This window comes from Nocardia sp. NBC_01327, from assembly GCF_035958815.1.
In the GTDB taxonomy this organism is placed as follows: domain Bacteria; phylum Actinomycetota; class Actinomycetes; order Mycobacteriales; family Mycobacteriaceae; genus Nocardia.
In genome coordinates this window covers 6244503-6262514 of record NZ_CP108383.1, presented here as the reverse complement: position 1 = coordinate 6262514, position 18012 = coordinate 6244503, and the positions used below count along the sequence as shown (strand labels likewise).

General features: G+C 66.8%; 22 protein-coding genes. 15 read left to right on the top strand and 7 right to left on the bottom strand.

Annotation, left to right across the window (positions count from 1 at the left end):
- Nucleotides 1–170: 170 nt before the first annotated feature.
- Nucleotides 171–1577, top strand: a complete 1407-nt coding sequence (locus tag OG326_RS28945; protein WP_327140290.1) for an ammonium transporter — start codon at nt 171–173, stop codon at nt 1575–1577.
- A complete protein-coding gene (locus tag OG326_RS28940; protein ID WP_327140289.1) occupies nt 1577–1945 on the top strand; it encodes a P-II family nitrogen regulator in 369 nt (122 codons plus the stop codon). The genes OG326_RS28945 and OG326_RS28940 overlap by 1 nt, the downstream gene beginning before the upstream one ends.
- A gap of 56 nt (nt 1946–2001) precedes the next feature.
- On the opposite strand, the gene OG326_RS28935 is transcribed toward OG326_RS28940, so the two are convergent.
- Both OG326_RS28935 and OG326_RS28930 read right to left on the bottom strand, forming a co-directional pair.
- A complete protein-coding gene (locus OG326_RS28935) occupies nt 2002–2595 on the bottom strand; it encodes a hydrolase (RefSeq protein ID WP_327140288.1) in 594 nt (197 codons plus the stop codon).
- Between the two features lie 35 nt (nt 2596–2630).
- Nucleotides 2631–3083 (bottom strand): MarR family winged helix-turn-helix transcriptional regulator, encoded by a 453-nt coding sequence (locus OG326_RS28930; protein ID WP_327140287.1) that lies wholly within the window; start codon nt 3081–3083, stop codon nt 2631–2633.
- Nucleotides 3084–3229: 146 nt separating this feature from the next.
- Between OG326_RS28930 and OG326_RS28925 the strand changes: the two genes are divergently transcribed.
- Genes OG326_RS28925 through OG326_RS28915 form a run of 3 tightly spaced genes read left to right on the top strand, consistent with a single transcriptional unit; the run spans nt 3230 to nt 4631 of the window.
- Complete coding sequence (locus OG326_RS28925) at nt 3230–3958, top strand: 2OG-Fe(II) oxygenase (RefSeq protein WP_327140286.1); 729 nt, start codon at nt 3230–3232, stop codon at nt 3956–3958.
- Nucleotides 3959–4005: 47 nt separating this feature from the next.
- Nucleotides 4006–4308, top strand: a complete 303-nt coding sequence (locus tag OG326_RS28920) for a hypothetical protein (RefSeq protein ID WP_327140285.1) — start codon at nt 4006–4008, stop codon at nt 4306–4308.
- Nucleotides 4305–4631: a CopG family transcriptional regulator gene (locus OG326_RS28915; protein ID WP_327140284.1), complete on the top strand. Its 327-nt coding sequence runs from the start codon at nt 4305–4307 to the stop codon at nt 4629–4631. The genes OG326_RS28920 and OG326_RS28915 overlap by 4 nt, the downstream gene beginning before the upstream one ends.
- Before the next feature lie 22 nt (nt 4632–4653).
- Here OG326_RS28915 and OG326_RS28910 read toward each other — a convergent pair whose 3' ends face one another.
- A complete protein-coding gene (locus OG326_RS28910; protein WP_327140283.1) occupies nt 4654–4812 on the bottom strand; it encodes a hypothetical protein in 159 nt (52 codons plus the stop codon).
- Between the two features lie 116 nt (nt 4813–4928).
- Between OG326_RS28910 and OG326_RS28905 the strand changes: the two genes are divergently transcribed.
- The 5 genes from OG326_RS28905 (at nt 4929) to OG326_RS28885 (ending at nt 9625) form a co-directional block, all read left to right on the top strand.
- The gene (locus OG326_RS28905) at nt 4929–6056 is read left to right on the top strand and encodes an AAA family ATPase (protein ID WP_327140282.1); all 1128 of its coding nucleotides are present in this window, start codon (nt 4929–4931) and stop codon (nt 6054–6056) included.
- A 40-nt stretch (nt 6057–6096) separates the two neighbouring features.
- On the top strand, nt 6097–6750 hold the full coding sequence (locus tag OG326_RS28900) for a TetR/AcrR family transcriptional regulator (protein ID WP_327140281.1): 654 nt from the start codon (nt 6097–6099) through the stop codon (nt 6748–6750).
- Nucleotides 6751–6932: 182 nt separating this feature from the next.
- Complete coding sequence (gene infA, locus OG326_RS28895) at nt 6933–7178, top strand: translation initiation factor IF-1 (protein ID WP_327140280.1); 246 nt, start codon at nt 6933–6935, stop codon at nt 7176–7178.
- A 130-nt stretch (nt 7179–7308) separates the two neighbouring features.
- A complete protein-coding gene (locus tag OG326_RS28890; RefSeq protein WP_442790841.1) occupies nt 7309–8340 on the top strand; it encodes an esterase/lipase family protein in 1032 nt (343 codons plus the stop codon).
- Nucleotides 8327–9625 (top strand): lipase family protein, encoded by a 1299-nt coding sequence (locus tag OG326_RS28885; protein ID WP_327140279.1) that lies wholly within the window; start codon nt 8327–8329, stop codon nt 9623–9625. Before OG326_RS28890 ends, OG326_RS28885 begins: the two co-directional genes overlap by 14 nt.
- A gap of 8 nt (nt 9626–9633) precedes the next feature.
- Here OG326_RS28885 and OG326_RS28880 read toward each other — a convergent pair whose 3' ends face one another.
- Nucleotides 9634–10554: a PucR family transcriptional regulator gene (locus tag OG326_RS28880; RefSeq protein ID WP_327140278.1), complete on the bottom strand. Its 921-nt coding sequence runs from the start codon at nt 10552–10554 to the stop codon at nt 9634–9636.
- Nucleotides 10555–10677: 123 nt separating this feature from the next.
- On the opposite strand from OG326_RS28880, the gene OG326_RS28875 reads away from it, so the two are divergent.
- Nucleotides 10678–11352, top strand: a complete 675-nt coding sequence (locus OG326_RS28875) for an SGNH/GDSL hydrolase family protein (RefSeq protein WP_327140277.1) — start codon at nt 10678–10680, stop codon at nt 11350–11352.
- Between the two features lie 23 nt (nt 11353–11375).
- The gene (locus tag OG326_RS28870) at nt 11376–11996 is read left to right on the top strand and encodes a TetR/AcrR family transcriptional regulator (protein ID WP_327140276.1); all 621 of its coding nucleotides are present in this window, start codon (nt 11376–11378) and stop codon (nt 11994–11996) included.
- Between the two features lie 129 nt (nt 11997–12125).
- On the opposite strand, the gene OG326_RS28865 is transcribed toward OG326_RS28870, so the two are convergent.
- The gene (locus OG326_RS28865; protein ID WP_327140275.1) at nt 12126–13103 is read right to left on the bottom strand and encodes a sigma-70 family RNA polymerase sigma factor; all 978 of its coding nucleotides are present in this window, start codon (nt 13101–13103) and stop codon (nt 12126–12128) included.
- A gap of 83 nt (nt 13104–13186) precedes the next feature.
- Here OG326_RS28865 and OG326_RS28860 point away from each other — a divergent pair, with 83 nt between their 5' ends.
- On the top strand, nt 13187–13582 hold the full coding sequence (locus OG326_RS28860) for an SgcJ/EcaC family oxidoreductase (protein WP_327140274.1): 396 nt from the start codon (nt 13187–13189) through the stop codon (nt 13580–13582).
- A 71-nt stretch (nt 13583–13653) separates the two neighbouring features.
- On the opposite strand, the gene OG326_RS28855 is transcribed toward OG326_RS28860, so the two are convergent.
- A complete protein-coding gene (locus tag OG326_RS28855; protein WP_327140273.1) occupies nt 13654–14112 on the bottom strand; it encodes a L,D-transpeptidase in 459 nt (152 codons plus the stop codon).
- A gap of 226 nt (nt 14113–14338) precedes the next feature.
- Complete coding sequence (locus OG326_RS28850; RefSeq protein WP_327140272.1) at nt 14339–15505, bottom strand: MlaD family protein; 1167 nt, start codon at nt 15503–15505, stop codon at nt 14339–14341.
- A 414-nt stretch (nt 15506–15919) separates the two neighbouring features.
- Here OG326_RS28850 and tuf point away from each other — a divergent pair, with 414 nt between their 5' ends.
- Nucleotides 15920–17095 (top strand): elongation factor Tu, encoded by a 1176-nt coding sequence (gene tuf, locus OG326_RS28845; RefSeq protein ID WP_327140271.1) that lies wholly within the window; start codon nt 15920–15922, stop codon nt 17093–17095.
- A 349-nt stretch (nt 17096–17444) separates the two neighbouring features.
- Nucleotides 17445–18011: an MspA family porin gene (locus OG326_RS28840; RefSeq protein ID WP_327140270.1), complete on the top strand. Its 567-nt coding sequence runs from the start codon at nt 17445–17447 to the stop codon at nt 18009–18011.
- The last annotated feature ends 1 nt before the right edge of the window (nt 18012 follow it).

Here is an 18012-nt window from a genome sequence, read left to right as displayed (position 1 = left end):
ATGCCGAACGGGCCGTGAAATCCAGATTTAACCGTGCGTAATAGCCGGGAAACGTTGCGGCACAACACTTGGTTCACCAAATGTGACGCCAGACACCATTCGTCACAGCGATTTTAGTGCCGGAAGCGGATTGGTGCCTGCCCGCTCCCGCGGTGAGGTAGCGCTGAATCATGTCACCGTATCCCGATTGGTTGAACCCCGGCGACAATGCTTGGCAGTTGGTTGCTGCCACGCTCGTCGGACTGATGAGCATTCCCGGTATCGCCATCCTCTACGGCGGTATCGTGCAACGGAAATGGGCCGTCAACACCATACTCATGGCCTTCACCGGATTCTCCCTGGTGCTGGTCGTGTGGGTGCTCTGGGGCTTCAATATGGGGTTCGGCGAACCCGTCAAGATAGGACCAGGAATTCTGCGGGCCGCAATCGGCCACCCGCACACCATCCTCGGCGCCAATAATCAGAATCAGGCGGTCATTCCGCTGCTCGACGGGTTGATGCCGAAATTCCGTTTCTCACAGACGACGCTGGCGTACTTCCAGTTCGTCTTCGCCGGTATCACGCCACTATTGTTCCTGGGCAGCGTGATCGGCCGAATAAGTTTCAAAGTGTGGTTGATCTTCGTACCGCTGTGGACGACGCTGGCCTACTCGGTGAACGCCTTCCTGCTGTGGGGCGGCGGCTGGTGGTCGCAGATGGGTGCGATCGACTACTCCGGCGGCTATGTCATCCACTTGGCCGCGGGCACCACCGGATTCGTGGCGGCGGCGGTCATCGGCCCTCGGCTGGCACGGGACCGCGAACGCGCGGTCCCCAATAATCTGCCCATGGCGGCGGCCGGCGCCGGCATCCTGTGGCTGGGCTGGAACGGATTCAATGGCGGTGACCCGTATTTCGCGGGTGCGGACGCGTCACTGGCGGTGCTGAACACCAACCTGTGCACGGCCGTCGCGCTGCTGACCTGGGTCATCTGGGATATGTTCGCGGGCCCGTCGCGGCGGCCGAACTTCCTGGGCGCCATCAACGGCATGATCGCGGGCCTGGTCGCCATCACCCCGGCGGCCGGTTTCGTCAACAGCTTCGGCGCGATGGTCATCGGCCTGGTGGCGTCGAGCCTGGTGTGGCTGTCGTGGAACAAGCTGGGGCGCACCCGATTGTTCCGCAAGGTCGACGACACCCTCGGCGTGGTGCATACGCACGGTGTCGCCGGACTCGCGGGCGGTCTGCTGGTCGGTGTGCTCGCGGACCCGCATATGAAGGTCTATCTGGGCAATGGCGCCGATGTCTCCGACGCCACCTACGGCGGCTGGCTCTACGGCCACAATCCGAAACTGCTGCTGTGGCAGGCAGGTGCGGCGCTGACCATTATCGTGTGGGACGCCTTCATCACCTTCGCGATCCTGAAGATTCTCGGCCTGTTCATGAACCTGCGACTACCCGATGAAGTGCTCGAAGTAGGCGACGTCGGCGCGCACGAGGAAGAGGCCTACCCGGACGACACCCTTGTGAGCTCGCGGGCGGTGCTGAAGCAACCTGTCCGACAAGCGGAACCGGAGCTGCCCAGCAAGGAATCCTGATGACGGCGCCGCTACAACTCGGCGGCTCGATCGGTTATCACGATATGGATCCGGGCGGCGAAAGCGACGCCAAACTCATCACGCTGGTGCTGCCGCCCGGCCTGTTCGACGAGATCAAAAGAGCCCTCGCCACTTTCGGGGTGCGGCGGATGGTGGTCACCCAGGTGTATCGCGTGGACGACCGCGACAGCAAGGTCGAGAGCTATCGCGGCCGCCGGTTCGAGAGCGATGTCTCGGCCGGGCTTCGGATCGAAGTACTCGCCAGGACGGAGGACGTCACCGATCTGGTCCGCATGGTCAGCCGGATCGGGGCCAACTACGAGTTCTCCAATATCCAGATCTGGATGATCGACGCCAGGAGGCTGTGACTCGAAAAACTGTGGGGCCGTGCACATATGTGCACGGCCCCACAGTTGTACCTGCGTCAGGCGTCGCCGGCCTGCGCGTCCAATGCGTCGAGCACATCCTGTGTGGTCGCGACCAGTCCCAGTCGGGGGAAGATCTTCCCGAACGCATGCTCGTGCGAGGCGAGATCGCGGTCGGCGCTGGCGTCCTCGACGACCACGACCGAATATCCGTGCTCCTGTGCGGCGCGCGCGGTCGACTCCACCCCGATGCTGGTGGCAATGCCGGTCAGCACGATCCCGGTGATGCCGCGCCGGCGCAGCTGCAGATCGAGTTCGGTGCCGTAGAAGGCGCCCCACTGCCGCTTGGTGATCTGAATATCGGTGGGCTGGATCTCGAGGTCGTCGACCAGCACATCCCAGCCCTCGGGCGGGGTGAAGGCCTGGGCGCCCGAATCGGTGGTCCGGCCCGGAGCGGCATCCGCCCGATCGGCCGAGAACGACACGCGCACAAGCACAACCGGCAGATCCCGCTTCCGGAAGGCGCGCGCCAGCGCCACCGAGTTCCGCACCACCTCGGCGGCGGTGTGCGGCAGGGTCTGCATGCCGACCACACCCTGCTGCAGGTCGATCAGTACCAGAGCGGTGCGTGGTTCCAGAATCGTCGAAGACACGAAGCGAATCCTTTTCTACGGGTGCGAAACAGTGGTCAGGGCCCGACCAGTCGATCGAGCAGTGGAATGGCGGCGATCAGCGAATCCTGTTCGGCCGGAGAGAGTTTGGTGGCAATGGCGGTGGCGAGCCAGTCTTCCTTCGCCACATGGGCCTGCGCGAGCAACCGCACACCCGCGGGGGTCAGCGACATGAGGACCTGACGCTGATCGGAGGGATGGGGCGACCGGATCACCAGGCCGCGCTCCTCCAGTGCGGCGAGGGTGGTCCGCATGGACTGCGGCCGCACCTTCTCCGCACGCGCCAGATCGGCCACCGACATCGACCCGTCGGTGCCGAGGCGGCTCAGGGCCACGGCCTGGGACGGGGTCACATCGATCGCGCCGCGGGCGGTGCGCAGATGTCGCAGTATCCTGCTCGTCACCACCCGCAAATCGGCAGCAGCTCCCGCCAGCTCCTGCGCTGACCTGCGTGTGCCGGGTTCACTCACTCGGCCAGCTTGCAGTACCTCAGTAAAACTTGCAAGTTAACCTGTTCAGTTTGCGGAAAATGTCACGTCCGAACTCCGCCGGTCCCGTGCGTCGGGCTCCGGCACAGTAGGGGAATGGTCAGGACGAATCCGCGAAAGCACGATCGATGACGGCAGGTATCCAGTTGCCGCCCGTGCGCGCCGCCCGCATCGCCGCCCAGGACTGGCCCGCGCTCGCCGCCGACCTGGACGACCACGGCCACGCGCTGATGGGCCCGCTGCTGACAGCCGAGGAATGCCGCGATCTGGTGAATCTCTACGACCAGCAGGACCGCTTCCGCTCGACCATCGATATGGCCAGGCACCGTTTCGGGTCCGGCCAGTACCGCTACTTCACCCACGATCTTCCCGAGATCGTCGCGGACCTGCGCGCCGCGCTGTACCCGAAACTGCTTCCCATTGCCCAGGATTGGGCGGCCCGCCTGCGCCGCCCCGGAACCTGGCCCGAGCGACTCGACGACTGGATCGCGCAGTGTCACGCGGCCGGACAGCAGAAATCCGCGCAGATCCTGCTGCGCTACGGCCCGGGGGACTGGAACGCCCTGCATCGAGACCTGTTCGGCGACATGATCTTTCCGCTCCAGGTGGTCATCGGACTCGATGTCCCCGACGTCGACTACACCGGCGGCGAATTCCTCATGGTCGAACAGCGCCCCCGCGCCCAATCGCGTGGTTCGGCCCTTCGTCTCCCGCAGGGCCACGGCCTCATCTTCACCACCCGCGACCGCCCGGTCCCCAGCGCCCGCGGCTGGTCCGCCGCCCCCATGCGCCACGGCGTGAGCCTCGTCCGCTCCGGCCGCCGCCACACCCTCGGCCTCGTCTTCCACGACGCCTGAGCTGCCATGGCCTCCGGTACCTCACGCGAGGTACCATAGGGCAGGACATGGGTTACTACTGGTTGCATCGAGCATTGCGAATGGCCGCCGAGTTGGGATTGTCTCCAGCCGATATCGACGACGTCGTGTACGGCCGGCGCAGGAAGGTTGTTCCCGCCGGCGGGCACGACGTCACCGCCCTGACGTTCTGGGGCCGCACCCGCGCCGGGCGTGCGGTCATCGTGTGGACACGGCGCCTACCGGCTGACGACGACGAAGCATCGGCCCTGACCGACCATCAGATCATCGGCATCACCGATATGACGCCGCCGCAGCTGAAGACCTTCACGGAATGGGAGGACGAACAATGACCAGTGAAATCCCCGGCACCGCTTCCGAATTCGCGGCATGGGCCGAAGGCATGACATTCGATCAGGACGCGCCCGCGCCCGCGGGACTACCGGGCCCGGCCGATAAGCCGGGGGACGGCATCCCGGTGAAGCGGTCGGTCAAGTGGTCGGTCGACCTCGACGAGCGATTGAAGGCCACCGCCGAGGCCAAGGGCATTACGCAGTCCGAACTCATCCGCCAGTACATGGAGATGGGCCTGGCCGCCGAGGGGTCCGGCATGGTCGTCAACCTCGCCGACGCCCTGCGCGTCCTGGCCACCGTCGCCCACCGTCCGGCCGCCTAGTCGTCGCCCACCGTCCGGCCGCCTAATCGTCGCCGGCCGTCACCGCGTTATTGACGGGGCAGTTGCCCTCGTTTCGTCCGCAGGCGGCGAAGTCGCAGGGGCGGCACAGCCAAGGCTGTGAACGGTTGTCGGTGCGGGCGGAGCGCTGCTCGGCTCTGACGAGGGTCACTGTGGTCGGCATCGTGACCGGATCACCACACGACCCGGGAGCCGGCCGGCAGGACCTGGGGGGTGACCTGGCTCATTGCGGCGGTCCGATTGCTGGAGGGTGTCTGCTGCCATCAATAGGGTGGTGGCATGTTGACCACGCTCGCCGTCGAGAACTATCGGTCGCTGCGGCGGTTGGTGGCGCCGCTCGGGCAGTTGAACGTGGTCACCGGGGCCAATGGCAGTGGCAAGTCGAGTCTCTATCGGGTGCTGCGGCTGCTGGCTGATTTCTCCCGCAATGGCGCGGTGGCCGGGCTGGCGCGGGAGGGCGGGCTCGATTCGACGCTCTGGGCGGGGCCCGGGCGGACCGCGCGCGGGGAACCGCTGGCACTGCGGCTCGGGTTCGCGGGCGACGACTTCGGTTATGCGGCGGATCTGGGTGTGCCGGTGCCGGACAGGTATTCGATGTTCAACCGGGATCCGGAGATCAAGGCGGAGGCGGTGTGGGCCGGACCGGTGCTGCGCCCCGCGACCATGCTGGCCGAGCGCGGTGGGCCGGTGGTGCGACTTCGGGCGGACAGGGGCGGCTGGCAGATGGTCCCGCACGCGCTGAAACCGTTCGACAGCATGCTCGCCGAATTGGCCGACCCGCAGCATGCGCCGGATTTGCTGGTGCTGCGCGAACGCATCAGAGGGTGGCGCTTCTACGACCACCTGCGTACCGATGCGGACGCTCCCGGCCGCACATTGCAGATCGGGACCCGGACCATGGTGCTCGCGCACGACGGCTCCGACGGCGCGGCCGCATTGCAGACGATTCGCGAGATCGGTGATGCCGAGGGCCTGAATCAGGCGGTGGACCATGCCTTTCCGGGCAGTGAGATCGAGATTGCCGGTCGGGACGGGCGTTTCGAACTACTGCTGCACCAGCCCGGACTGCACCGCCCGCTCGGCTCCGGGGAACTCTCCGACGGCACCCTGCGCTATCTGCTGCTGGTCGCGGCACTGCTGTCCCCGCGCCCGCCGGAACTGCTGGTGCTGAACGAGCCCGAGACCAGCCTGCACCCGGAATTGCTCGGCCCCCTCGGCGAACTCATCGCCAAGGTCGCCGAGGACACCCAGGTGATCGTGGTGACCCACGCGCGGCAATTGCGCAACGTACTGGCCGCGCACGCCCCGGACCTGCATACCATCGAGCTGGTCAAGGAGGACGGCGCGACCACCGTCTACGGGCTGCGACCCCTGGAGGAACCACCGTGGCACTGGCCCAAGCGATAGCGGGCATCGGCGATCGGCGGAAGGCCATAGTGTGGGCGAGGTGAGTGTGGAGGGTGCGGGGGCCGCGGGACCACTGCCGCGCGGGCGGCACGGGCTCAGCCGTGAACAGGTTGAGTCCTCGCAGTATCAGCGATTGTGCACCGCCGTGCTGGAGGCGGTGGGGGAGCTGGGGTACGGGGCCACGACGGTCGCCGACATCGTGAGCCGGGCGCAGGTGGCGCGGCGGACGTTCTACGCCGTCTTCGGCGGCAAGGACGAATGTTTTGCCGCCGCTTACGATCTCGCGGTGGGTAAGGCCCTGGACCAATTGCAGGACACCGTCACCGGAATGGTCGGCGTGAGTTTCCCCGACCGCGTGCGGCTTTCGTTCGAGATCTATCTGCGGGTCCTGGCCGACAAGCCGGCCGCCGCTCGCGCGCTGTATGTGGAGACCATGGCCGCCGGCCCGGGCCTGGTGGCGCATCGGGCCCGGGTGCACCGCCGTTTCGCCGAATACATCATGGCCGTGGTGCGCATCGGCGTGCGCGACGGCGAACTCGCCGCGGAGCCGGATCCGGAACTGATCGATATGTTGCTCGGCGGCATCGACGATCGGGTGCGGTCCTGCCTGAACGAGCGCGATGCCTCGCACCTGCCCGAACTTGCCTCCCTGTTCACCCGCACCGCCATCGCCATCTCCCGCCCGCCCGCGTGAAAATGGGTGGCCAGGACCGGATGAGGCTGATAACGTCCGGCGCACCGTGACATCACGCAAGGAGGTGAGACCCATGAACGCTGTACCCGTGTGGGTGCTCCCCCTCGTCGTCATGGTTGCGCGAACGCTGTAGCTGTCGCCGGGAGCGCCTGCGAGACAAGGCAATCTCGAAAGGCGACACCATGAAATCTGCTAATTCCACCTCGGCCAAAAAGGGCGGGGGCATCGAAATCGACGGCATCGTCGTCGAATGTCTGCGCAATGCCACCTTCCTGGTGGAGCTTCCGAACGGTCACCAGGTGCTCGCGCACATCAGCGGCAAGATTCGGAAGAACTACATCAAGATCACGCTCCAGGACCGGGTGCTCGTGGAGCTGAGCCCCTACGACCTCACCCGCGGCCGGATCCTGTTCCGGTACCGGACGTAGTAGCTGTCCCGCACCACAATCGGCGGCCCGCTCATGGCGGGCCGCCTTGTCACCTGCCACAGGGTCAGTGTTCCAGGTCACACCACACCCCTACTGTCGCAAGCGAATTCGATGTAGTGGGAGAGGTTCGATGAGACCGAAAATGCGAGCGCTCGGTGGCGCTGTGTGTGCCGGAGTCACCGCGATGGGGATGGCGCTGTCCGGTGGTGTGGCGAATTCCGCGCCCGAGGTGCTCTCGCCGAGTACGGCATCGGACACCGTCGGCGCGGGTCCCGAATTGTCCGCGCCGCTGGCGGCCTTCGCCTACGGATTGACCCATCCGGATGCCGCGCCGCCCGGAGCGAACGATTGGACCTGCAAGCCCAGCGCCGAACACCCGCGCCCGGTGGTGTTGCTGCACGGCACCTGGCTCAACGCCTACGACAGCTTCGCCTATCTGTCACCGCGCATCGCCCGCGCCGGATTCTGCGTCTTCGCCTTCAACTACGGACGCGAGGGCCTGCTCGAGGGTGGTGGACTCGGGCCGATCCTGCCGGGCCGCTACGGTGTAGGGCCGCTGGAGGATTCGGCGCGGCAGGTAGCCGGTTTCGTGGACCGGGTGCTGGCCGCCACGGGTGCGCCCGCCGTCGATGTGGTGGCGCACTCCCAGGGCGGGCCGGTGACCAGCCAGTACCTGAAATTCGACGGCGGACAGGGAAAGGTGCGGAAGGTGATCTCGCTCGGGGCGACCAGCCACGGCACCTCGCTGATGGGCATCGCCACCCTGGGGCGCTGGATCACCAATATGGGTGTGAATATTCTCGGCTTCTACGAACCGATTCTCGGGCAGTCGAATATCGAACAGACGGTGGGCTCGCCGTTCTACACCAAACTCGATGCCGACGGCGATACCGTGCCCGGCGTCGACTACACCGCCATCGGCACCGAGCACGATGAGGTGTCCAATCCGTACCAGTGGACCTTCCTGCAGCAGGGGCCCGGCGCCACGGTGGACAACATCACGCTGCAGCAGGACTGTGCGCAGGATCTGTCCGACCACCTGACGATCATGTACTCGCCGCGCGCCGCCTCGATTGCCTTGCGCGCCTTGGATCCCGCCGCGCATCCGGACCTCGAATGCGCCTTCAACCCCTGGATGATCGGTGGTGATGGGCATCTCTGAGCCGCAACTGCCGGGCGACGACCCGTTCTACCACTCACCGGTGCCGCTCGGCCGCCTCGCACCGGGCACGATTCTGCGCTCGCGGCAGGTCAGGCTGGGGCTGTTCGGGCTGGTGCCGCAGCAGATCGAGGCGTGGCAACTGCTCTATCGCACCACCGATCTGCGCGGCGCTCCGGAGGCGGCGGTCACCACGGTGCTGCTGCCGTGGGGCGCCGATCCGGCCGAGCGGCGGCCGCTGCTGTCGTTCCAGTGCGCGATCGACGCCGTCGCGCCGATGTGCTTCCCCTCCTACGCATTACGGCACGGCGCTCGCGCGCTCGGATCCATACCGCAGCTGGAATTGCCGCTCATCGCCAGTGCGCTGACCCGCGGCTGGGCGGTCTCGGTGCCCGATCACGAGGGGCTCGGTGGGCATTTCGGCGCGGCCCGCGAACCCGGCTATCGGGCCTTGGACGCGGCGCGCGCCGCACTGCGATTCCCGGCCCTGGGTTTGGCCGCCGATACTCGAATCGGGTTGTGGGGCTACTCCGGTGGCGGTCTGGCGACCGCCTGGGCGGCGGAGCTGGCCTCCGAGTACGCGCCCGAACTCGATATCGTCGGCGCGGTGGCGGGATCGCCGGTCGGTGATCCGGCCGCGGCCTTCGTGCGTTTGAACGCCTCGCCGTACGCGGGCTTCGCCATGGTGTTCACCGCCGGACTGCGGCGGGCGTATCCGCAACTGCGTGCGGTGCTGAGCGATCATCTCTCGGCCGCGTATCTGGCACTGCTGGATACCGCCGAGCGCACCCCGACGCTCCCGCTGCTGGCCCGCTTCGCCGGACGCGATGCCGATCGCCATGCGCGCGAAGGGCTCGCGGCCATGCTGGACCATCCCGAGCTCCGTATCGTGCTCGACGACATCCGGCCCGGCGCACAGGCTCCCGCCATGCCCATGCTGGTGCTGCAGGCGGTGCATGACGAGGTGATCGCGGTGGCCGATATCGATGCGCACGTCGGCCGGTATCTGCGGCGCGGGGCGCACGTCGGATATCTGCGGGATCGGCTCAGTATGCATCTGCCACTGCAGTTTTTGGGCGCGCCCACCATGATCGACTGGCTTGCCGATCGATTCGAGGATCAGCCGCTGGGTCTGCCTGGGCGCGAGACGGTGTGGTCGGTGGCGCTGTCACGGCGGTCGCGTTCACAGCATGTGCCGTTCCTGGCGTTGCTGCTGCGGATGCTGTGCGGCCGCCCGGTGCTGGGCCGTGCCGGCAGCCGCGAAGTGCGGCGCCGGATCGCGGTATGAGGTAGTCGCTAGGTGAGTGTTTGCTCGAAGTACCTGTGCTGCTCCGCATTTCGATAGGTGCGGGCCACCAGCGCGGAGCGCAGGTACCACAGCCCCGCCGATTGGGCGGGATCGAAACCGGTGAGCTGACCGATGCGCTTGAGCCGGTAGTCGATGGTATTGGTGTGCACGCCGAGCCCGCGCGCGGTGCGGCGGCGGTTCAGGTCGTTGCCGAGGTGCCGGCGCAGGGTCTCGAGCAGCTCCGGGTACTCGTCGAGCGGATCCAGTAGCGCCCCGAGGTATTCGCGGCCCGGACCCGGCCGGGTCAGCTGATATTCCATGGCCAGCTCGTCGAACCGGTACAGACCCGGTTCGCACTGCAGGCGGTGCACCATATCCAGCAGTTCGTGCGCCTGATCCGCCGCCGCCGGAATCGCCTGTGTCGCAGCGTGCATGACGGTCGCCGTGAGGGGAACCGCTGCCGCAGCGGACAGTCCGGCGATGAGATCGTCGAGAGTCGCCGGGTCGGTGCAGGATTCGGGCAACAGCACGGTGCCGCCCTCGACGCTCAACAGCGGCAGCGCCCGTCCCGCGCTGCGCACGGCCAGCCCCGATTGCAGGCGCCGCAGGGTGCGCCGAGCCAGCACCGCCGCGTCGACGGCCGGTGTGGCGCCGCGCGGCCGCGGTGGAATGCGCAGGGCCAGCACAAAATACGACTCCTCGATCTCGATGCCCGCCGACCGCGTCCGGGCCGTGGCGGGCTGCCCGCCCAGCAGTGCGGAGGTGACCGCGTGTACGGCGGTGTGGTGTTCGGCCAGCACCGCGGAGTCGACGGCCGCGAGCACCTCCAGCAGTCGTTCGAGGACATCGGCGGTGAGTTCGAGGCAGGTGCGGGTGACGACGGTCGCGGGGGCTGCGGTGGTCGACACGGCGGTGGCGGGTGTTGGCATGTGCGACTCCGTATTTCAGGGAACGCTGGAGTTCCTACTGGAGCGTAACTGTAATGGCGGTCACGTCGAGGGGCAATTGATGCCCTCTTGTTTCATAGATACGTACGACCGTATGCTTAATTCATGACTGTGATGGTGGAACCGCTCACCGAGGCGACGGACCCGTACTGCCTAGCGCCCTCGGCGGCCGCCGGCCTGCTTCACGACGCACCGTGGCGGCGTTTCGCCTCCGTCGGCGACAGCCTCTCGGTGGGCGCGGGCGATCCGACCCCCGGCTATCTGAATCTCGGCTGGCCCGAACGGATTCGGCAGATTCTGGCCCGGGTGCGGCCGGAGCTCGCATACCTCAATACCGGCCGGATCGGGGCCACGACGCGGCAGGCGCTGGACGAGCAGAGCGCCCGGATCCTCGCATTCCGCCCGGACCTGCTGATTGTGCCCAGCGGTGCGAACGACATCGTGCGCCGCGAACCCGACTGGGCGCAGATCGAACAGACGCTGCGCCGCATGTGGGAACTGGCGGCCGGAACGGGCGCTCAGCTGGCCGCCTTCACCCTCGGCCGCGCCTTCGTCATTCCGGTGTTCCCGGATTGGGAGGACCGGGTGCGGGCGCTCAACGAGATCACCCGCACGCTGGCGTCGGAGTACGGCGGCGTCATCGCCGACTGTGAGGAGCACCCGTTCAACGACCGTCCGAACCTGCTCAGCGCGGACGGGATTCATTTCTCGACCTCCGGCCAGGCGGTGATAGCGACATTGCTGGTGCGACAGCTGGCCTACGTTCTCGGGTCGGCATAGTCCGCCGGAGTACGATCGACCGTATGGACAATCCGGCGTCCGCGTCCGAGATCACCGATAAGCGCCTGCTCCGCGGCGCCCGGACCCGGCAGATCGTGCTCGGCCGGGCCGTGGACATCGCCTCCCTGGAGAACCTGGAAAGCCTCAGCTTCGGCCGGCTGGCCATGGACGTCGGGCTCAGCAAGGCCGGCATCCAAACCCTCTTCCGCACCAAGGAAACACTGCAGCTGGCCACCGTCGACCATGCGCGCCGCATGTTCATCGACGCCGTCGTCCGCCCCGCCCAATCGAAACCCCACGGCGCACAACGCCTTCGAGAACTGATCGACCGCTGGATCGACTACGCCGAAGCCCCCCTGTTCGCCGGCGGCTGCTTCCAGGCCGCCAACCTCAGCGAATTCGACAGTCGCCCAGGCCCGGTACAAGACGCGCTGGCAAGCTACCAGCAGGAATGGATCTACGTCCTCTCCCACGAACTGCGCCAAGCCATCGTCGCCGGCGAAATCACCGACCTGGACACCGATCTCGTAGCCTTCCAACTCGACGCCATCCTCCGCTCCGCGAACACCGCCCTGCGCCTGGGCGATACGACCGCCGTCGAGAAGATCCGCCGTACAGTCGACGGCGTCCTCGGGTCGCGGTAACGGCAAACCGAAACCCCTGCGCCGCGTGGCGCAGAGTTGCTGTGCCGCCCCCACACCTGCAGCTGCGGCGGGCGGGTTGTGTAGTGCCACCACCGCATTCGGCATCGGCTCGCTGAACGCCCTGTCTGATCAGCAGGCCGGGGCGAGGTCGAAGAGCGCGAATATTTCGGGGTCCTGGTAGACGGTGGTGCGGGCGATGCGATCGCCGGACAGGGTGAAGATCTGCAGGGTGTGTAAGACGTACTCGCCTGCGGGGTTTCGGACGTAGGCCGCGACGGCGGGCTGGCCGTTCGCGGCGGCGGGCAGCATGCGCCATTCGGTGCCGCGCAGTGCGAAGGCGCGGGCGAGGAAGGCGGTGTAGTCGGCGGGGCCCCGGTACCAATTGAGGTAGGGCGGCATTTCCAGGATGACGTCGTCGGTGAGGAGCTTTTCGATGGCGGTCAGGTCCGCGTTCCGGAAGGCGATCACGTAGCGGTCGATCACGGCTTTGCGGTCGGTGGGTTCGGTGATGCCGTCCTCGTGGATACCGCTTTCGGAGAGCGTCTTTCGTGCTCGCTGCAGGGCGCTGTTCACCCCGGCGGGTGTCATCTCCAGCGCCTCGGCGATCTGTGTGGCGGGCCAGTCGAGCGCCTCGCGCAGCACGAACACCGCGCGCTGCCGGGCGGGTAGATGCTGCATGGCCGCGACCAGCGCCAGGCGCAGACTGCCCTGTGCCGCAGCCACTTCCGCAGGATCGCCGATCATGGCATCCGGAATCGGTTGCAGCCACGGCACTTCACCGCCGTGCACCAGCGCCTCGCGCGGGTCGTCTCCGGGCGGGCCGCCCAGCCCGGCCGGGAGCGGCCGCCGCGTCCGCTGCTCCAGTGCGGTCAGGCAGGCGTTCGTGGCGATCCGGTGCAGCCAGGTGCGCAGTGACGCCCGGCTCTCGTCATAGCTGTCGCGGGCGCGCCAGGCGCGCAGCAGTGTCTCCTGCACCAGATCCTCGGCATCGTGCACCGATCCGAGCATGCGGTAGCAGTGCGCCAGCAACTCCCGGCGGTAGGGATCGGTGCGGGTGGTGAATTCCTCGGCCACCTCCCTGTTGTACGCGACGGCGGTGACATGCACGCGGCACCGATGAGTTTGTGCGCCCGCGCCGGTAGGTACTCACGAGCCGCTGAATCGGCGGCGCGAATTCGAGGAGGATCACCATGAACGACATCGCAGTGCAGACCGATGAGCGGGCCGCCGTGCTCGCCGTGATCGACGGCGTCTACGGCGCCTGGGCGAACAATGACGCCGATGCGCTCGCCGCCAATTTCGATACCGACGCCAGTTCGGTGACGCCGGGCTGGCCGGGTGCGGGCCGCGAGGCGGTCCGGGCTCGCTTCGCCGCCGCCTTCGCGGGGCCGTGGCAGGGGTCGCGGGTCGTGGACGAGCCCTCGACCGTGCGGTTCCTGAACCCGGATACCGCAATTGTGGTGGGCCGCAGCGCAGTACAGCTGCCCGGGAAGTCGGGCACCGAACCGGCGGTGCTGGGTACCTGGGTGATCGCCCGGCCGTCCGGGCAGTGGCTGGTGCACGCCTTCCACAGCTGCCCGGCCTGACCGGTGAAAAGCCCCCTCCCCGCACCGCGGGGAGGGGGCTTTTCGAAACAGATCGAAACAGCGTCGACGACCTACGGCACGACCTCGACCACGTCGCCGGGGTTGAGGTAACTGAAGAACTGCTTGGCGCCGTCGGGCGTCATGCGAATACAACCGTGCGACTTCTTATCCGTCGGCCCGATGTGGAATGCGATGTCTCCATTGAAGAAAATCGCGTACTCCATCGGCGCCTGGTGCATGGTGCTCCAGTGGAACGGCTCCTTGAACGCCACCTTGAAGACACCCGGTGGGGTTTCGAAGCCCGGCATACCGTGGGAGATCGGGGTCGGGCCGAAGGTGACCTTCCCATTGTCCATCAGCCACGCCTCATTGGTGCCGAGCCGCAGGCAGGCGCGAGCCTGCGCCGAGCACGGCGCCACGGCCGGAAGTGACGGAATGATCGCCGGCACACCCGGTACTTCCGGACCGCCCGGCCACAGTGGATCGGCCTGTGCGGGTGCGGCCGTCAATCCGGCAGCCGCGACACCCACGAAGACAACTGAACGCGCTGCCAAGCCGAGGGAACGCTTGCTCATCATCGAGACATCTGACCTCTCTAGCCTTGCCCGCCACCCTGTCGACGCGGCTGCCAGGGCGAGGGGACATCACGTTGGCACAGCATGGAACCCCCTCGGGAGGTACCAAGTGATCATTCTGAAGGTTGCAGGGTGAGATTTGCGGGACAACTCGCGACGGGCGCGCCGACACGCGTGCGAATCACCGAACCGGCGGCAGGGTGCGCTCGTTCGGATCGGCCCAGGTGGGCATTTCGGCGCCATTGTTCGGAATGTCCGGTCGCGGGGCATTGCCGGACCCGCGAATCTGCTGTTCGGGCGGGGGATTGGTGCAGTAGGCCCAGCGGGCAAGGGTGCCGTCCTGCACCACATAGGGCGCGGTGTCCTTGGTCGTGTACCGGCACCACGGCCGCGGCCAGATATCGGCGATCGTGTAGAACTCGTTGTCGTGCGCGGGCACACCCATTGCCGAGGTCCCGATCACCAATGCCGGGAACAGCGCGTGTATCGCCGGAATCCGCAGCATCGCGGAATTCACGATCGCCGCGAGGGTGGTCGTGAGGCTCTGGATCGGGTCCGCATCGCGATCCAGCGTCGCCGAGGCGACGGCCAGCTGGCCCGGTGCGCGTTCGAGCAGCTGCCGCAATTCGGCATTGGCGGCATTGGCCTGATCGAACAGCAGCTGCGAATTACGGGTCAGCGTGCCCAGATCCGGCTGCGCGTGCGCGGTAGTGCCCGCGATCAGGCGCAGGTTCTCCACGAGGCTCTCGGTCTGCGGCAGCAGCCGGTCCAGACCCGCCGTGGCCAGGCTGATGCCGTCGATGAGATGCCGAAGCTGATCGGGCCCGCCGCTGAGCGCGGTGTCCAGCTCGGTGAGGATGACGCTGTACTTGTCCGGATCGATCTGGGACAGCAGGCCACTGGTATCGATGAGCGTCTGCGAGATCGGGGTCGGCGTCGTGATCCGCTTCGGATCGAAGTGGATGACCATGCCGTCCTTCAGAAATGGCGCGCCATCGGAATGCGGCTGGAAGTCGATGTACTGCTCACCGGCTCCCGACAGCGCCGCCACCTTGATATCGGTATCGGCCGGAATCCGGTACCGGTCTTCGATTTCCGCCACCGCGGCAACCTGCGCGCCACCGTCGATGATCGAGACCGACCTGACCTTGCCGACCCGATATCCCCGCCAGGTCACATCATTGCCGGGTTGCACGCCGCCGGATCGATCCAATTGCACGGTGACCGCATACGACCCACCCGGCCGCACCCGCGCGATATCGAACGCCAGGTAGCTCGCCCCTGCCAGCATCATCGACACCAGGGCGACATTCGACACGAGTGTTTTGTGGTTGTGCAGAATGCCCACGGGCCCGCCTTCATCGCCGATCACGGACAATTCGGTTCGGTGCACTGTGCTGCGCAGGAAGAGCGACGCAGCAAACTCTTGGCGAAACTGCGGCAATACTAGCGACGGTATCGTCGAAGACCGGACCGGCACGACGGGCGAGCCCTCAGGGATTGAAAATGACTGGCGCGCTCCGGTAATCGTCGGGCACTCTGGTCCGCATGTTCACGCAGCCCATCGTCGCCACACCCGCAGTCGCGGGTGCGATGGCCGCTGCACTCGTGGTCTCCGCATTCGACGGCGCACGAAGCTGACCTTCTCCGGGATGTCCCGGGACCTCAGGCGGGGAAGGTCGCTCGCCGCTGAGGTCCCTCGAATCACGCTGTGTCATTTCACGCTGTGTCATCGCTGCAGCCGCAAGACGGAGAAATCATCATGGCCAAGCAGGCCTACATTCGCACCAAGCCGCATCTGAACATCGGCACCATGGGGCACGTCGATCACGGCAAGACCACGCTGACCGCCGCCATCACCAAGGTGCTCGCCGAGCGGGGCGGTGGCGCGTTCGTACCGTTCGATCGCATCGACCGCGCCCCGGAGGAGATCGCGCGCGGTATCACCATCAATATCTCGCACGTCGAATACGAAACGGCCACACGGCATTACGCGCATGTGGACATGCCGGGGCACGCCGATTTCGTGAAGAACATGATCACCGGGGCCGCCCAGCTGGACGGGGCGATTCTGGTGGTGTCCGCGCTGGACGGCGTCATGCCGCAGACCGCCGAGCATGTGCTGCTGGCCCGGCAGGTCGGGGTCGAGCACATTGTGGTCGCCCTCAACAAGGCCGATGCCGGGGACGGCGAGCTGCTGGAGCTGGTCGAGCTCGAGGTGCGGGAGTTGTTGTCCGCCAACGGGTACGACGGCTCCGGGCTGCCCGTGGTACCGGTCTCCGGGCTGCGTGCGCTGGAGGGTGACGCGCACTGGTCGCAGGCGCTGCTGCGACTGCTCGATGCGGTGGACGAGTACATACCGATGCCCGTCCGCTACACCGATGCGCCGTTCCTCATGCCGGTGGAGAACGTGCTCACCATTACCGGTCGCGGCACCGTCGTGACCGGAGCCATCGAGCGCGGCCGCGTCCGCATGGGCGACCGGGTGGCGGTGCTCGGCTACGGGGACAGCCTCGAATCCGTGGTCACCGGTGTCGAAACCTTCGGCCGCACCATGGAATCGGCGGAGGCGGGCGACAATGTGGCGCTGCTGCTGCGCGGCGTGCAGCGCGGACAGGTCACCCGCGGGCAGGTGGTCGCGGCGGTCGGCAGCATCGCGGTGCACACCGAGTTCACCGCCCGTGTGCATCTGCTCACGGCGGCGCAGGGCGGGCGGCGCACGTCCATCGTGACCGGATACCGGCCGCAGTTCTATCTGCGCACCGGTGATGTGGTCGGCGATGTGGTGCTGGCCGAGGGCCGGGCGCAGCCGGGGGAGACCGTCGAGATGGCGGTGACCCTGGGTCGTCCGGTCCCGCTCGAGCCGGGGCTCGGCTTCGCGATTCGCGAGGGTAGCCGGACGGTTGCGGCGGGCACGGTTCTTGCCGTGAGCGAATAGGGCGTTTCTAGGCCCCGGGCATGTGCCCGGGGCCTAGACTCCCGTCCACCGCCGCCCCCGCGCATCCGGGTGGTGCGTTTTGTCATGCAACCGCTCAGCACATTCCAAGTTTGTTCACAGAATGCACATTTCGGACATTTGATCGAAATATTTGCTGCGGGATAGAGGATCGCAACCCTCCGACCGGCGGTTCCTCGCGATTTCCCACAGCTGGGAGGCCGCTGTGCCCGCGTCGAATGTTCATGTGCACAGGTCACCGCCCGCCCATATCATCGGTCCTCGAATGCTGTATGAGATGTGAAGGGTCGGCGGAGGTTTGGTTTCGAGGACAAGCGGACGGATCGCTGGGGTGGGTGTCGGTCTGACCGCGCTGATTCTCGGATCCGCCGTGGCACATGCGGATACGACAGTGCCGCTGCCGGACGGTCGAGAGGCGCTCACGACCGCTACGGGCGTGCAAGTGGATCTGACCCGGACGAATGAACAGGCGGTCATCGCCCCCTCCCTGGCTGCCAATGGCACCTCGCGGACCGCGAGCGTGACCGGAGTCGTCTTCGCCAAGGTGGACAATGCGACCAAGGGCGCCCTGGTGACCGGCTATCTGGTCGGCTGTCAGGTCGATCTGAGCGGGGGGCTCTCGCTGGGCGGGGATGTCTGGGTCTCACCGAGTTCCGTGACGCCCGAGCTCTCACCCAGCATCAGTCTGGTTCCGGGCGGGGTATCGGTGGTCAAGCTCGATACCAAACAGCTCGATCCCACGGCGAACGCCGTCGGCATCGCGTATTCCAGTCGCGGCATCCAGATTTCGGGCTGCGCCGGCTATGCGCAGGCACGCGCGTTCAGCACGTTGACGGTGCAAAACCAGCAGGGGTCGGCCGAAGTCACGCTGTACGGCGATCCGTTCAGTGTCGGGTGAG